The sequence below is a fragment of the Flagellimonas pacifica genome (assembly GCF_900215465.1).
GTDB classification, from domain to species: Bacteria; Bacteroidota; Bacteroidia; order Flavobacteriales; family Flavobacteriaceae; genus Flagellimonas; species Flagellimonas pacifica.
Window position 1 is genome coordinate 184,721 of record NZ_OBEH01000003.1, and the last position, 13,889, is coordinate 198,609.

The 13,889-nt window shown below is 36.0% G+C and carries 14 protein-coding genes; 1 reads left to right on the forward strand and 13 read right to left on the reverse strand.

Translation table 11 applies throughout. From position 1 onward, the window contains the following. Nucleotides 1-44: 44 nt before the first annotated feature. From CRO15_RS10655 to CRO15_RS10685, 7 genes are all read right to left on the reverse strand, one after another. Nucleotides 45-797 (reverse strand): shikimate dehydrogenase family protein, encoded by a 753-nt coding sequence (locus tag CRO15_RS10655; RefSeq protein WP_097045817.1) that lies wholly within the window; start codon nt 795-797, stop codon nt 45-47. Continuing rightward, complete coding sequence (locus tag CRO15_RS10660) at nt 751-1,788, reverse strand: DUF368 domain-containing protein (RefSeq protein WP_097045818.1); 1,038 nt, start codon at nt 1,786-1,788, stop codon at nt 751-753. Before CRO15_RS10660 ends, CRO15_RS10655 begins: the two co-directional genes overlap by 47 nt. A 14-nt stretch (nt 1,789-1,802) precedes the next feature. Beyond that, nucleotides 1,803-2,720, reverse strand: coding sequence for a DUF368 domain-containing protein (locus CRO15_RS10665; protein WP_097045819.1), 918 nt, complete (start codon nt 2,718-2,720; stop codon nt 1,803-1,805). A 30-nt stretch (nt 2,721-2,750) separates the two neighbouring features. Then, nucleotides 2,751-4,151, reverse strand: coding sequence for a tetratricopeptide repeat protein (locus CRO15_RS10670; protein WP_097045820.1), 1,401 nt, complete (start codon nt 4,149-4,151; stop codon nt 2,751-2,753). An 86-nt stretch (nt 4,152-4,237) separates the two neighbouring features. Further along, nucleotides 4,238-5,434 carry an aspartate aminotransferase family protein gene (locus tag CRO15_RS10675; RefSeq protein ID WP_097045821.1) on the reverse strand — a complete coding sequence of 399 codons (1,197 nt, stop codon included), beginning with the start codon at nt 5,432-5,434 and terminating at the stop codon, nt 4,238-4,240. Then, the gene (locus tag CRO15_RS10680; protein ID WP_097045822.1) at nt 5,434-7,140 is read right to left on the reverse strand and encodes an OstA-like protein; all 1,707 of its coding nucleotides are present in this window, start codon (nt 7,138-7,140) and stop codon (nt 5,434-5,436) included. The genes CRO15_RS10675 and CRO15_RS10680 overlap by 1 nt, the downstream gene beginning before the upstream one ends. 179 nt (nt 7,141-7,319) lie before the next feature. Continuing rightward, a complete protein-coding gene (locus tag CRO15_RS10685) occupies nt 7,320-7,952 on the reverse strand; it encodes a TetR/AcrR family transcriptional regulator (RefSeq protein WP_097045823.1) in 633 nt (210 codons plus the stop codon). Nucleotides 7,953-8,084: 132 nt separating this feature from the next. Here CRO15_RS10685 and CRO15_RS10690 point away from each other — a divergent pair, with 132 nt between their 5' ends. Further along, a complete protein-coding gene (locus CRO15_RS10690; protein ID WP_133067244.1) occupies nt 8,085-8,960 on the forward strand; it encodes an alpha/beta fold hydrolase in 876 nt (291 codons plus the stop codon). 16 nt (nt 8,961-8,976) lie between these two features. On the opposite strand, the gene CRO15_RS10695 is transcribed toward CRO15_RS10690, so the two are convergent. The 6 genes from CRO15_RS10695 to CRO15_RS19765 form a co-directional block, all read right to left on the reverse strand. After that, a complete protein-coding gene (locus CRO15_RS10695; protein ID WP_243396950.1) occupies nt 8,977-9,450 on the reverse strand; it encodes a GNAT family N-acetyltransferase in 474 nt (157 codons plus the stop codon). Nucleotides 9,451-9,532: 82 nt separating this feature from the next. Further along, entirely contained in the window at nt 9,533-9,946 is a 414-nt protein-coding gene (locus CRO15_RS10700; RefSeq protein WP_097045825.1) for a hypothetical protein, read from the reverse strand. Nucleotides 9,947-10,125: 179 nt separating this feature from the next. Then, nucleotides 10,126-10,623 (reverse strand): DinB family protein, encoded by a 498-nt coding sequence (locus CRO15_RS10705; RefSeq protein WP_097045826.1) that lies wholly within the window; start codon nt 10,621-10,623, stop codon nt 10,126-10,128. Between the two features lie 35 nt (nt 10,624-10,658). After that, nucleotides 10,659-11,282, reverse strand: coding sequence for a class I SAM-dependent methyltransferase (locus tag CRO15_RS10710; protein WP_097045827.1), 624 nt, complete (start codon nt 11,280-11,282; stop codon nt 10,659-10,661). Nucleotides 11,283-11,443: 161 nt separating this feature from the next. Beyond that, complete coding sequence (locus tag CRO15_RS10715; protein WP_097045828.1) at nt 11,444-12,913, reverse strand: serine hydrolase; 1,470 nt, start codon at nt 12,911-12,913, stop codon at nt 11,444-11,446. Nucleotides 12,914-13,001: 88 nt separating this feature from the next. Beyond that, the gene (locus tag CRO15_RS19765; protein ID WP_165769945.1) at nt 13,002-13,517 is read right to left on the reverse strand and encodes a helix-turn-helix domain-containing protein; all 516 of its coding nucleotides are present in this window, start codon (nt 13,515-13,517) and stop codon (nt 13,002-13,004) included. Between the last annotated feature and the right edge of the window lie 372 nt (nt 13,518-13,889).

Below are 13,889 nucleotides of genomic sequence, written 5' to 3' on the forward strand. Positions count from 1 at the left end.
TTTGCCTTATGTGACGCAACAAAATGGAGTATTGTTGACTAGTTTTATGGAGTGTTCCAGATTTCCCAAGCCTTTTCTGCTTGCAACTGTAACATTTCCAAACCATTTTTGATTTGAGCTCCTTTCGCTTCTCCTTCCGTCAGAAAAGTAGTTTTTTCTGGGTTGTAGATAAGGTCAAACAAAAGATGTTGCTCTGTAAGGTATTGATAGGGCAGTGTAGGTTTTTCTTGAATATTGGGGTGGGTTCCCAAAGGTGTACAGTTAACAATTACGGTATGGGTTTTAATAATTTCTTTGTTTAATTCGCTGTAGGCATACTGATTCTCCTTTTTGGTCCTTGAAACATATGAATTTTCAATGCCCAATTGCTTGAATACAAACCGAACCGCTTTTGATGCTCCACCTGTACCTAAGATAAGTGCCTTGGTATGATGTTGCTTCAAAAAAGGTTCCAAGGATTTTTGAAACCCATAAGCATCCGTATTGTATCCCTTCAGGCCCTCTTCAGTAAACTTTATGGTATTTACGGCGCCAATCTCCTTAGCTTTTACATCCAAATATGTCAAGTAGGTGAGTACTTCCTCTTTGTAGGGGATGGTTACATTTAGGCCTTTTAAGTTATTTTGAGAAAGTAAGCTCCCAAATTCTGAAATGGACGCAATATCAAAATTCTCATAGCTATGGTCTTTTAATTCTAAATCTTCAAACTTTTTTGAAAAATAACTCTGTGAAAACGAATAGGAGATGTTTCTACCGAGTAGGCCGAACCTGTTTTCTTTCTTTTCTGTTTTTTCCATACCAATCTAAAACCAATAATACCAAAATTCCGAGAACTACAAAAAATAATGCCCACCACGTTTCTGGATTTCCCAAATCAGGAAAATAACGTTCATAGTTGAGTACAATCTTATCCCCATTGGAATCCAATAATACATTTCCAGTGACATCCATTTTATACATAGTTCGTTTCCAGGGCCATACAACGCCCAAAGAACCAGTTATAAATCCTAGAATGACCGCGGTGGATGTTGCTTTGTAGTGTTTGAGAACAAAACTCAATAAATGCGAAAAAGTAACCAAGCCTGTGGCGGAGCCTAAAGTGAAGACTCCCAGTATTTTAAGGGTTTCCATTCGATTGGGGTTTTTGACAAAACTAAAATCCCCAGAGAAAACCTCTGAAAAAGTATCATAAAGGGCATTTACGGAGTCAACCAGTAACAAGACATAATTTCCCAGAAGAATCAAGATAAACGACCCTGAAAGACCTGGTAACGTCATTCCGGAAACACTAATGATTCCGCAGAAAAAAATAAAGAAAAGATTGTCATTTTCAGTAGCGGGACTTAGAAAGCTAATGGAAATCCCAATTAGAAGACCAATAATTCCTGCTGGAACCGTTCTTTTGTTCCAATGGTGAAAATCTTTGAAAATATAATAGATGGAACCTAAAATCATTCCAAAAAATGATGCCCAAACAAAAAGTTCTCTTTGTTCCAAAAAGTAATCCAAAACCCTTGATACACTAAAATAGCTTACCAGCATTCCAAAGATGAGCAATAACAAAAACCGTCCGTTGGTGTATTGATAAAAACTTCTAAAACGCCCGTTAATAAGTAGTTTAAAAGCCTTAGAGTTTACTTTTTGGAGGGAATAGATGAATTCTTCATAAAAACCTCCAACAAAGGCCACTATACCACCTGAAACACCTGGGACTTTGTTTGCAGCTCCCATGCAAAGGCCCTTTATCACCAAAAAGAAGTTGTCCAGAAATGTTCTAGGTTGATGCATATGTGATGTTTCCCTTATTTTTTGGAAGCTACTCTTTCCAAGATAAAAATAAGTGAAAAACCTATTGCGGCTAAGAAAATGGCAAGTATTAATTGATTGTCACCCTCAAATGCGGTAGGCCAAACGTTCATATCGTCAATTACAATAGTTTTGTCGCCAAAAGTTTTGGTCTGCAACACTTTTTTCCAGGGCCAAACTTGATTGATGGAGCCAATTATAAGCCCAGTTAGAACTGCGAAGGTCTGGACATGGTATTTGTGCAGCAACCATTTAAGGATTTTGGAAAAGCTTAGAAGGCCCACTATGGCTCCTGAAACAAATACAATTAGTTTTTTAACGTCAAATTCTGCAACAGCCGTGCTCAAAGTACTATAACCTCCCAACAAAATCAGAATAAAAGTACCGGAAATACCTGGAAGGATCATTGCACATATGGCAATGGCGGCACAGAAAAAAAAGTATACCAATTGATCGTTTGCTTCTGCGGTGGGAAGGGTAGTTAAAAAATAACCAATAGCAACACCCAAAAGTAGAAACAGTATGGTACTTAAATTCCACTTTGGAATCTGTTTTCCCATATACCATATGCTTGCTATGATCAATCCTAAGAAAAAGGACCAAATTAAAACCGGATGATATTCTAGAAGATATTTGGCCAACTTCATAAATGAAACATAACTGACCAAAACCCCTGCACCTAGAGCAAGGATGAAATTCCCGTTGACACTTGTCCAGAAAGTTTTCAGTTTTCCTTTCAGAATCAATTTGAACAATCCAATATTGACACTACTTATGGTTTCGACCAGTTCTTCATAAATACCAGAAACAAGTGCAATAGTGCCTCCAGAAACCCCTGGAACAGCATCGGCCGCACCCATGGCAAGTCCTTTTAATGAGATAAATAGGTAATCACGTAACGAACGCCTTTTCATAAATTTTACAAGGGATAAATAATAGGTAAATTAAGTGGATGTTTTTTTGATTTCAGAAACCAAAGTTTGCAGCCATTTTATTTTATTGAGCTCTGGGAATTCCTCTTCAAACAATTGGAATTTTTCAATATCCATTTGCATTGCTTGAGCCAATTTTTCCTTAGCTTTTATAATTTCATTGTTCTTTAAATAGATTCCAGCCAACTTGTAGGTTAGTTCGGCACTCTCTGGATAAAATTCCAATCCTTGTACTAAAACTTGAATGGATGATCCAAAATCTCCAATCTTTTTAAGTACATCTGCCCAATTTTTCCAGGTGCCCAACTCATAGTTTCCTAAATCTACGGTTTGCTTATAGGCAAAATCTGCTTCATCAAAATTGTTAAGCGCCAAATAGATTTTTGCGCACTTTTTCCAATATAATGGGTTTTCACCATCAATGTTGATGGCCTTATTGATATAGTACAACGCTTTTTCGTAATTCTCCAGTTTATAATGAAAATCAGTTATAGCTAACCAGCCTTTGTCCAATAAAGGATCTTCATGAACAGTGTTGTAATAATAATACTTGGCTAAATCATTATTTCCCAGTTTTTCGTGACATCTACCAATACGGAGATAGGCATGAGAGGTTGGGTCTTCTATGGATATGGTGGTTTCGTAATTCTCTATAGCTTCATTGTATTTGCCTAGTTTTTCAAGCACTTTCCCTTTCTCAAAGTAAGCACCAATGAAAGAATCATCGGAGATAATGGCAAAATCAAATGCAGCAAGGGCTTCCGTATACATATTTTTAGTGCAATACATTTTACCCAATTGATGCCAAGCCACTTCACAATAGGGATTGCGTTCCAAATATTCATTCAAATAGTGAATGGCCCCATCAAAATCTTCCAAGAACTCAAAGCAGTAGACCACATTGTAGAGCGATGAATAATCTTTGTCATCAAACTCCAAACATTTAATGAAACTACGTTTTGCCTGCTCAAAATCATCCATAAACAGATATTCCATTCCTAAAAGTGAATGGATGTCAAAACTATCTTCTGTGATTTGCAATGCTTCCAAAAGCAGGTTTACCGCTTCTTGGTGATTGTCTTGTTTTGATTGAATATTGGCTCGTTGTATGTAGATTTCTTCATTGCGGGAATCAATATCTTGAAGCTGGTCCAGCAATCGCCCGGCTTCTTCATATTTATCCTCAAAAACCAAAACCTCAACGTGCAGCAATTTAAGTTCTAATGCATTGGGATGTTGTTCCAAACCTATTTGAATGGCTTTTTTGCCCAAACTGATTTTTCCATTATTGAGATAATGGTGAATAATTTCTTCAAAGTCCTCTGCATCAAAAAAATAGATGTCATCTGTCTTGAGCATGGACTCAAACTTGCTGATGGATTTGTCAGGAAATTCGTTAGATTCTAACGCCATAGGGACTTGTTTGGTTTGACTATGGACTTAAAATTAGCCCTTTGAGGGGCTCTTTAAGCCTTTGTTTAGGGTATGTTATCAACAAATTAGTTAACAGCAACGGATTTGTAATCGTTTAAAATACTGATGATTTGATGGCATCCTTCCGTGATTTCTTCTTCTGAAATGGTCAATGGAGGTGAAATTCTCACCGCTTTTTGTTCAAAGAGCAACCAGAAAAGAATAAGCCCTTCTTTAGATGCTGTAAGCACTAAATGGTTGGCGATTTCTTCATTTTTCAACAGTAGAGCGAGCATTAAACCCTTACCTCGTATTTCTGTAATCAAAGGATGTACCAAAAGCTTCCGAATCAGCTTTTCTTTCCGAAGTGTTTGCGAAATGAGTTGTTTTTCAGTGATTTCTTTTAGGGTTGCTAAGCTGGCGGCCGCAACTACCGGATTTCCGCCAAATGTGGTAATATGACCTAATTTTGGACCAGTTTGTAAGGTGTCCATCATTTCTTTTGAAGCTACAAATGCACCTACAGGCAATCCGGATGCCATACCTTTACCGACGACCAGAATGTCTGGAACACAATTGTAGTGTTGAAAAGCGAAGAGTTTTCCTGTTCGTCCAAATCCGGGTTGTATCTCGTCCAAAACCAAAAGTGCGCCAACTTTATTGCAACGTTTTCTTACCTGTTCCAAATAATTATCTGAAGGAAGAATAAATCCAGCTCCACCTTGAATGGTCTCTAGAATAACAGCAGCTGTTTTTTGAGTGATTTTATTTAAATCCTCTTTGTTGTTGAATTGGATGAAAGATACATCGGGAACCAACGGTCTGAATGCACTTTTGCGTTCTTCATAACCCATAATACTTAGGCTGCCCATAGTATTGCCATGATAGGCGTTTTGTGCAGCGATCAGTTGGGAGCGACCGGTATATCTTCTGGCCAATTTAATGGCACCTTCTATGGCCTCTGTACCTGAATTGACCAAATAGGTGGTTTCTAAATTTTTGGGTAAGAAGGAGGCCAATAGTTTGGCGTATTCCACAGCAGGTTGTTGTACATACTCGCCATACACCATTACATGCATGTATTTTTCTACCTGTTCTTTTACGGCTGCCACTACGCCAGGGTGACAATGGCCTAGGCTACATGCCGATACTCCAGCAACAAAGTCAAGATGTTTATTTCCGTTTATGTCATAGATATAACTGCCCTGGGCGTACGAAACTTCCAAGCCCAAAGGATGTGGTGTAGTTTGGGTCTGATATTTAAAAAAGTCGTCCTTGAACATTAGGGTTTTTGTACTTTCTTGACAGCTGTTTCTTTGGGTTTTGTTGCCTTGCTGTTGGGTATATTATTGACAGGGTCATTTTCATTTTTTTGACGCTCTTTCTCTTCCGCATCAATATCAATGGGATTATCAATCCCTCTAATTTTTACCAGTTCTATAGTATTGTCATCTTCATCAAAAATGTCATCCTTTGTTAGGATACGCTCATCTCCACGCCATATAAAACCTTTTAATTTTCTACTTTCTACTGGTAGTTCTTTATCTGGAAAAATATCTCCATCTGGATTGACAAAAAAGGTAATATCCTCAATATCACTATTGGCCATGAGCAGCCTAATTTTACTGCAAATGGTTTTGTCAATTCCAATTAACTCTTGGTCATCATTGTACATGTAGTAGATAACCTCGGTGTTTTTGACAAGATCTATGATTTTGAGCTCATTTTCAATGAATTTCCCAAACAAATCCTTGCCTTTTGCTTGATTGTAACCTGTTTTACTAATAGTATCCAACGAAATGATAAAAGCATTCTCCAATACTTTGAGGGAGTCCAACTTGTCAGTTTCCAAATCAGAGATCAAGTGAATGCTGTCACCCGTAATTTGATTATCAACATTCCAAAGAATAGGATTGGTAATTAACTTTGTAATACCTGTTTTTTCTGCGGAATGAATGGAATCACATTTGCCACTCAAATCAGTTTTGTAAAACTTTGCATTTCTGAAAGCTCTTACTATTCTGGATTCAGGTTTACCCGTTACCATAAGAGTATCTCCATGAATGTAAAGGGAGTCTTGTTGGACTAAATTGATGGCAACGGCTCTTTTAGTGGCAAAGACCGAATCTTTTTCTTTAAAAACCTCTGCATAATGTGCTCTGATCACACTATTGTTTACAGTATCAGTAACTTTTATATTGTTTGTTGCCGACGCAAATGAAGTGGCTTTGTCAAAATAAACACTGTCTCCTTCAATAATCCTGTTGCTGTAATCTATCCTTGTGTTCTTAACGCCATAGCCCCGTTCTACCTTAGTGTCGTAATAACCTCGTTCACAATAAATCTTATATTCTTCTCCCGTTATGGTAGATGGGCCATACATGTAAGCATTTTTGGAAATCCTATAGTAATCCAACTGTTCAGAATCAATGATGTATTCAGGATTGTCAATATGCACTTTGTTTCTGAATTGCACTTTCTTCAACTCCGTAAAATACGTGCCTATTTTACTGGTTAGAACGTTCACGGAATCTACCACCTTGCCATTGGATCTGTAGAAGGAAATTTGCTTTTCACGATCAAAATAAAGGGTGTCTGTGGTCAAGGTCATTTTTCCATCTGATAGATCCACATTTTCCATGGCCTTGGCAAGTTTGGTATTACCATCGTAGTCTAGCTTTACACTGTTCATTTCTATGGAATCTCCCTGCTGCAATCTAACGTTGCCAATAGCTTTTAAACGGTTCTCCTGGGAGTAATAAATAGCAATGTCGCACCAGAGGTCAGCTCCCTGATGTTCAAATTGCACTTGGCGTTCATCATCTTTGCTAAAAATGGAAGCACCGGGAAATTGCTCTTCATCTTTAGTGAAGTTGGCTCCATAAACAATGTTTATTTGTCTGCCTTCAGGCTCTTGTCCTTTTTCTTGAGCTACCGCTATAAAAAAGGAGAACATAAAAATGAAAATCGAAATACGCTTCAAATCCATGGAATTTTGCCCAAAAGTAGGATTTTTAGAGTAAGCAGGGAAAGGATTTAGAAAGGTTTGGGAATTGGATCTCGTTACAGTAACTATGATTGATTTTTAACAGTTTAAAAAGAAGGTGGATTTTTTATTGACAAAACACTATGTCTATATTTCTTTCAGCACTTTGGATCATAGGGAGGTCATGTTTTATTAGGTTTGTCTGTGTGTGGTGTTATGGGCATTTTTGAGTCAAATACATTTTTGCCAAGTTGGCCTAAATATGGGTAAAGGAGTTTATTTACCTTCACTGTAAAAGCATCTTTATTGAATTTTTCCAATTTATTGTTCTGAAAATAAAACATTCTAATACTGATGCTCAATTCCATGATGTACTCCAAATCTTCAATTGAAAGGTTGGAAAGTAAGTATTCTTGCTTTTGTAATTCAGTTAATAGTTTTAACCAATTTGACTTTCTTTTACTGTTTAAATTATCAACCTCTTCAATAAAAACCGGATAATTTCTCTTTAGTTCTACGTAATCTTTATACAAGAACAAGTACTTGAGGGTAATATCAAAACTATATTCAGGAGCCTTAAGGAAAAAACTTAACAGACAGTTTGCGGGATGATGCAGTCTGGTTATTTGGGAAAGCTCGCTGTTCATGTCCTTAAACAAATCTGTAATCAATAACTCTTTTGATGAAAAGTGATAGGTAATGTTTCCATAGCTTTTCCCCAACAGTTTTGCTATATCGCGAAGTGTAACGTTTTGAACACCAAACTCATTGAATAAAAGCCTTCCTTGTTGCTTTATGATGTCTTTTGTTTTCATCGATTTCCTAAAAAGGTAAACTCAACTATACCAACATGTTTTAGAATGTATTTTGTACTTGGGAGCCAATCTTTTGCAAAATTAGACCAATTGGCCTAATTTTGCAAAAGATTATCGTATTCAAAGATGGGAATGGCTACAATTTATAAGAGCGCTAAAGCAAAAAAAGAAGTATTGGGACTTTATGATAAAAAGCTGGAGAGTCTAAATATACCTCATGAGAACATTGATATAAATACTACCTATGGAAATACAAGAGTAATAAAAACCGGTAATGAAAATGGGCAAAAAGTGGTTTTGTTCCATGGTATAAACGCTGGAGCTCCTTTAACACTGGAGTCCGTAAAAAAACTAAGGGACGACTATTTACTTTTTGCCATAGACACCATAGGGCAGGCTACCAAAAGTGATGAAACGGTTTTAGATATAAAAGACAGTTCATATGCTATTTGGGCGGAGGAAGTTTTAAGAGGTTTGAATATTGAACAAGCCAATTTTATTGGCATATCTTATGGCTCCTTTATTTTACAAAAGCTAATAACCTATAAACCGGAAACTGTTTCCAAATGCATTTTTGTTGTGCCAAGCGGTTTGGTCAATGGTGCTTTTCTACCTTCTTTTACCAAACTCACCATTCCACTTGTTAGATTTTTTATCACCAAAAAGGACAAGCACCTAAGATCATTTATCAAGCCTTTTGTTCCTTTAGATGATACATTTATGTTTAAACTGCAAAAAGCGCTTTTATTGGGGGTCAAAATTGATTTTAGACGCCCTACGCTTCTTAAGAAGGAAGCAGTGAGCCATTATAAGAATCCTGTATATATGATTGTTGCCGATGATGATATTTTCTTTCCAGCCAACAAAGCTGTAAAAAGGGCTGAGCATATTTTTAGCAACCTTAAGGAAGTACATTATGTCAAAAATTGCAAGCACATGCCTCGTAAAAAAGATTTGCCGGAAATTCAGCAAGCTATTAAAAAATGGATTTCAGATACCAATTGTTAAGTTTAGTATAGCATTTTTATGTATTCAAATCCTTTTCTAAAATTATCTTATGCTTACACTGAATGCCATTTTCAAAAATGGGATCTGCATAGTTTTTTAGAAAAAAATCTCTTTCAACTTCTTTTATTTCAAAACCTGCTTTTTGATAGAGAAGGAGTTGTGAAATGCTTGAATTACCTGTGCCAATAAGTATGTTTTTATAGCCTTTTTGCCTGCTAAGCTTATCTGCAAATGCTAGTAGTTTTTTTCCAACCCCCTTCCTTTGCAAAGATTCTTTTACAGCTATGTTTTTTATCTCATTCGTAGTTGAATCTGATTCACTCAATACTATGGTCCCAATTATTTCGGCACCTAAAAGAGCAACATAGCAGCTCCCAGATTTTAAATAACCATTAATTAGGGTTACAGACGGATCTGCCAATTTGAGCAACTCAATGGGAGCTTCTTCGGGGTTGTTGAGCAGTTCAATAATTGGAGTTACTTCCTTCAAGCCAATTCTATATTTTGATGAGTTTTAAATATTGTATACAATTGCTCGTTGTGTTTGGCATCTATTGTTTATTCATTTAAAGCTAATCGAAAGGTAATAAGTCTGGTTCCAAAAATTCTGTTTTGGCTTTATCCGAATTATAAATATCAAATCCATAATGACAATCCATTAACCGCTTAAAGTTATTTTTTAGTTGGGGAAATTCGTTCATGAAATCTTTGAAATTGTTAGAGTTTGATTTGAGCATAAAATGATAAACTGCTTTTATTGCCGCTAAGGTTAAAGTCGTATTGTATTTGTCTTTGGCACCAACAGATTCCACATATTTTTGCAACTGATTTTGGATGTTTTTTTCTGCCTTTGCTATTCCATATTTGTTAATGTTGATCCAAGCCAGTCTCAAATGTGCTTCATGGGAAAAATTAGATGGGCTTAGTTTACAATCTATAAATTGCTTTTCAAATTCAAAATCGGACAGTTCAAAATGTTTTTCCATATTACCTGTTGCGTTTTATTTTCTCTTCGTATTCTACTATTTTTGAATCAAGACGTTTGTTCAAAAAAGCATTCTTGTTTTTAACCAGCAAACTTCATTGCTTTTTGATATAACTATTGAGCCATTTTTTGTTTGTACGAATTATTGGCGCTAAGTGGACCTTTTTTGGTATTGTATTCCTAACTTTTGTTTCTTTCCTGTAAAAATTTTATGACTAACCCTAGTTGTCCTAAATGATAAATATCGTGATGGAGCATTCCATTAACAACAAAACTATATTTATAATTGGCCTTAAAATCGGTGTCGTAATATAGTTCATTCAAAAAACTGTCCTCTTTCAATTTCAATAGGTCAATCAATTCGGTCAAAGTCTTGTCATATTCGGATTTGATGCAATGCCATCCCAATAACTTGAGTTTGTCATTGGTCAGCCAGTTTTCTTCACAATCATCAGTTTTACTTCCCTTTCCCGTCCGGATTTTCAGGATTGCTTCTTTTCTCCACAAGGTTAAATGCGAAATTATTTCTGCTATACTGTGCAAGTTTTCAATTGGTCTGGTGAACACCAATTTTTCATTCACCTGATTCAATTTGCTATCAAAAGAACTGCCAATCCATAGTTTTCCTTTTTGGACATCCTCCAGCTGTTGAATAACATTATCGATAAGATATTTCATTCCAATAGATACTAATGAGCGTGTAGACTCAGTTGCTAATTCTTAATTCCGACAAACCTTGTTACTGAGCCCTTTCCATTATGGTACAGCCCCTCATTCAATTGTACTTCTTTTTCTGCCAATTCCAGAATCTTATAATTTTCAAAATCCGACTTTAACTCGTCAACGGAAAACAATGAATCTAAATCTCCCGGCCCACCAATTTTTGGGTTCATGTTCCGATATTCAAGATGGTTTTTTCCAAAGGCCTCGAATATCAAGACTCCACCTTTCTTTAATTTCCTATTGAGCAATTTATGGTATTCTGATTTGATGTTTGCCGGAAAGTGTGCATATATCAACGCTATGGCATCAAACTGCTGGTCCTTGTAGTCCAAATCCGGTAACATTCCCACTTCATATTCAATAGAGACATTATTGTCATTTGCAAGTGCTAATGCTTTATTTTTTCCTTCAAGACTAATGTCAAATGCACACACATCCCAACCAATGCTGGCAGCATAAACAGCATTTCTACCTTCGCCTTCTGCCCCAAAAAGAATCTTTCCAGTTTCCAGTTTTTGGATTTGTTCTTTTAGAAATTCATTTGGTTTGATCCCATAAGCAAATTCCTTTTCTTGATATCTGTCATTCCACCTTTTTGTCCAAGCGTCTGTCATTTTTTGTTCTATTTGTTTTATTGCCGTAAGGATTTAAGTTGTGCGATAATTGCATTGCAAACATCTACTATAACAAATATAACCGAATAGAAAACCCGTAAAGGTTTTCTATTGGAAGGATTACATTAACAATTTGGCTTATATGGTATTGATGATAGTTTTTACTCTCGGTTAAATTCAATGGGTTCTTTTTGAGAGTATAATTTTAATTGTGAGATAACTCCCTTGTGGTTGTTTGTAAACTCAATGGTGAACTCAGGATTAAAATCTCCGGTAAATTCTTCTGTTCCTTTTAAATAAAAACGATTATAATTGAGGTGTGCCAATTGAAATTTAAAGGTTGGCAATACAGCAAATAAAGTCTTGTTCTCTTTTATAATTTTGATTGTTCCAAACCCATTTGCTTGATATGTTCCCACAAACTCTTCAATGGAATGAGAAGGCATTTTTTCTTTGTTCAGCGTTTCAGCTTTTGTTTTAGCTTTATACATATCATGAACCACTACAGGGAATTCAAAGTCTGGAAGTTCCATCAATTTTCTGGAGATATAATCTGAAATGGCATACGGTAGAAGAGAGCTTTTTTGATTGGTCAATACAACAATCCCGATATTTTCAAACGGGTACAAATCCATTAAAGTGGAAAATCCGTTTGTGTTACCGCCATGACGAACCCGATAGTGTCCATGCCAAGCCCTTAAACGCCAGCCATATCCTTCCCCCCATAAAAAGGCATCTTTTTCGTAGATATCATTTTTCATGTTTTTAAGAGTTGTGGCTTCTCTAACGTATTTTTTTGGAATGACTTGGTTTTTGTTGAAAACACCATTGTTCAGCCAGGCGAGCATCCAATTTGATAAGTCTTTCACCGAACTCTTTAAAGCTCCGGCTGGGGTATAAGAGTAATAGTCTTCAAAGGGGACATTTTCTATTTTTCCGTTGTGCATGGCATAGCCTTTGGAAAAGTTGTTGGTTTTTTCCATTTCTTCAGTTGTGGTGTATGAAGAATTCATGTGCAAGGGGTTTAATATCCTTTCTTTTATATTTATGTCCCAACTCTTATTGGTGATTTGTTCTGCAATCGTTCCTGCCAATGTATAGCCCAGATTGCTATAGATCCAACTATCTTTTATTTCTCCCTCTGGCTTAAGATACCTTAAACGTTGCACGGTTTTTAACTTGTCTTTTTCTGGAAACATAACAATTGAAGAACCTTGATTGCCAATTCCACTTCTATGGCTCAATAAATCTCCAATGGTTATAAGATTATCCATTTTCTCATTGTAAAATTGAAAATTAGGAACATGTAGAGCTGGTTTGTCATGAAGGGATAGTTGACCTTCTGATTCCAAAACTCCCAGCAGTGTTCCGGTAAAAGCTTTTGTCATGGATGCTATATGAAAGACCGTACTATCGTTGGCTGGCAATTTATCTTCCAGATCTCTATAGCCAAACCCTTTTGAATAGATTACTTTGTTGTCCTTTACCACTGCTACGGATAGACCAGCTGCTCTATATTTTTTTATTAGGTTGGATATTACGGCATCGGTTTTTTTTAACTCTTTAGGTATTTGCTGACCCAAGCATAGTTGTGCAGATAATAGTAATGTGAGTGCGGAGATAACCTTCATTTTCGTTTTTATTAGTTTTTAACAAAAATGAAGGTTTGTATACAGTTAAAAGTCCGAGTAAAGAAAGTCGGACTAATTTGTTTGCAACTTAGTTGGACAGATGTTGTTTTCTATATTGGACTGGGGTTTGATTTGTGATTTTTTTGAACGCAGTGTAAAAAGAAGATTTAGAGTTGAAGCCTACTTGATATAAAATTTCCAAAATTGTCACATCTTTTTCATTTGGGTTTTTTAAAACCTCTTTGGCCTCATTTATTCTATACTCATTAACAAAATCAAAAAAATGTTTGCCCAATTGATGGTTGATCAATATGGATAGGTCCTTTTCTGGGATGTCCGTTTGAAAAGCTAATTTCTGCAATGTCAATTCACAATCTAAATAGGGCTTTCTCTCCTCCATAAAGGAAGTCAGTTTCTTTAGATACTTATTTTCTAATTCGTTTTTTTTATGAAAATACCCTTTGTTTTTCTCTTCAACTCCTACTGCTATAGGCTTAAGGTTGATGTTGATGCCGGTAAAAAGTTTTGGTTGATACAAGGCTTTTAAGACAAAAAAAACAGTTATCAACAATACGGAAATGCTGATCAGTATATTAACGTTCAAAATGTAATGTTGCAGTGCGGAATTGGATAACCCCCACCTTATAAGGACAAATGAATGGGCAATACAAGAAAACACCGAAATTTGAAATAGCCATTTATATATTGCGTAATTGGCATTTGTGTAGTTTTCTAGGTATACGGTTTTGTATTTTTTTAAAATAATGAATATGATGATGATGTAAACTATAAATTGTAGTTCCGCAGTTATTTTGAAAAGCAATAAACTTTCGCTAGAGAACCCAGTTGTCTTAAAAACAAAAAGAAATAGGAAAAAGGGGAATGCATGTACAATATGTTTTTTTGTTATTTTAAAGTTGATGTAACAGGCAGACAGTACATACAAATAGAAGAGGGGTAATTGCAACAAACTTGA

Coding starts and splice junctions, on each gene's coding strand:
- CRO15_RS10655 (WP_097045817.1), bottom strand. CDS start 797: ATGGAAAAAACAGAAAAGAAAGAAAACAGGTTCGGCCTACTCGGTAGA.
- CRO15_RS10715 (WP_097045828.1), bottom strand. CDS start 12,913: ATGAAGGTTATCTCCGCACTCACATTACTATTATCTGCACAACTATGC.
- CRO15_RS10665 (WP_097045819.1), bottom strand. CDS start 2,720: ATGAAAAGGCGTTCGTTACGTGATTACCTATTTATCTCATTAAAAGGA.
- CRO15_RS10670 (WP_097045820.1), bottom strand. CDS start 4,151: ATGGCGTTAGAATCTAACGAATTTCCTGACAAATCCATCAGCAAGTTT.
- CRO15_RS10685 (WP_097045823.1), bottom strand. CDS start 7,952: ATGAAAACAAAAGACATCATAAAGCAACAAGGAAGGCTTTTATTCAAT.
- CRO15_RS10680 (WP_097045822.1), bottom strand. CDS start 7,140: ATGGATTTGAAGCGTATTTCGATTTTCATTTTTATGTTCTCCTTTTTT.
- CRO15_RS10660 (WP_097045818.1), bottom strand. CDS start 1,788: ATGCATCAACCTAGAACATTTCTGGACAACTTCTTTTTGGTGATAAAG.
- CRO15_RS10705 (WP_097045826.1), bottom strand. CDS start 10,623: ATGAAATATCTTATCGATAATGTTATTCAACAGCTGGAGGATGTCCAA.
- CRO15_RS10710 (WP_097045827.1), bottom strand. CDS start 11,282: ATGACAGACGCTTGGACAAAAAGGTGGAATGACAGATATCAAGAAAAG.
- CRO15_RS10675 (WP_097045821.1), bottom strand. CDS start 5,434: ATGTTCAAGGACGACTTTTTTAAATATCAGACCCAAACTACACCACAT.
- CRO15_RS10700 (WP_097045825.1), bottom strand. CDS start 9,946: ATGGAAAAACATTTTGAACTGTCCGATTTTGAATTTGAAAAGCAATTT.
- CRO15_RS10690 (WP_133067244.1), top strand. CDS start 8,085: ATGGCTACAATTTATAAGAGCGCTAAAGCAAAAAAAGAAGTATTGGGA.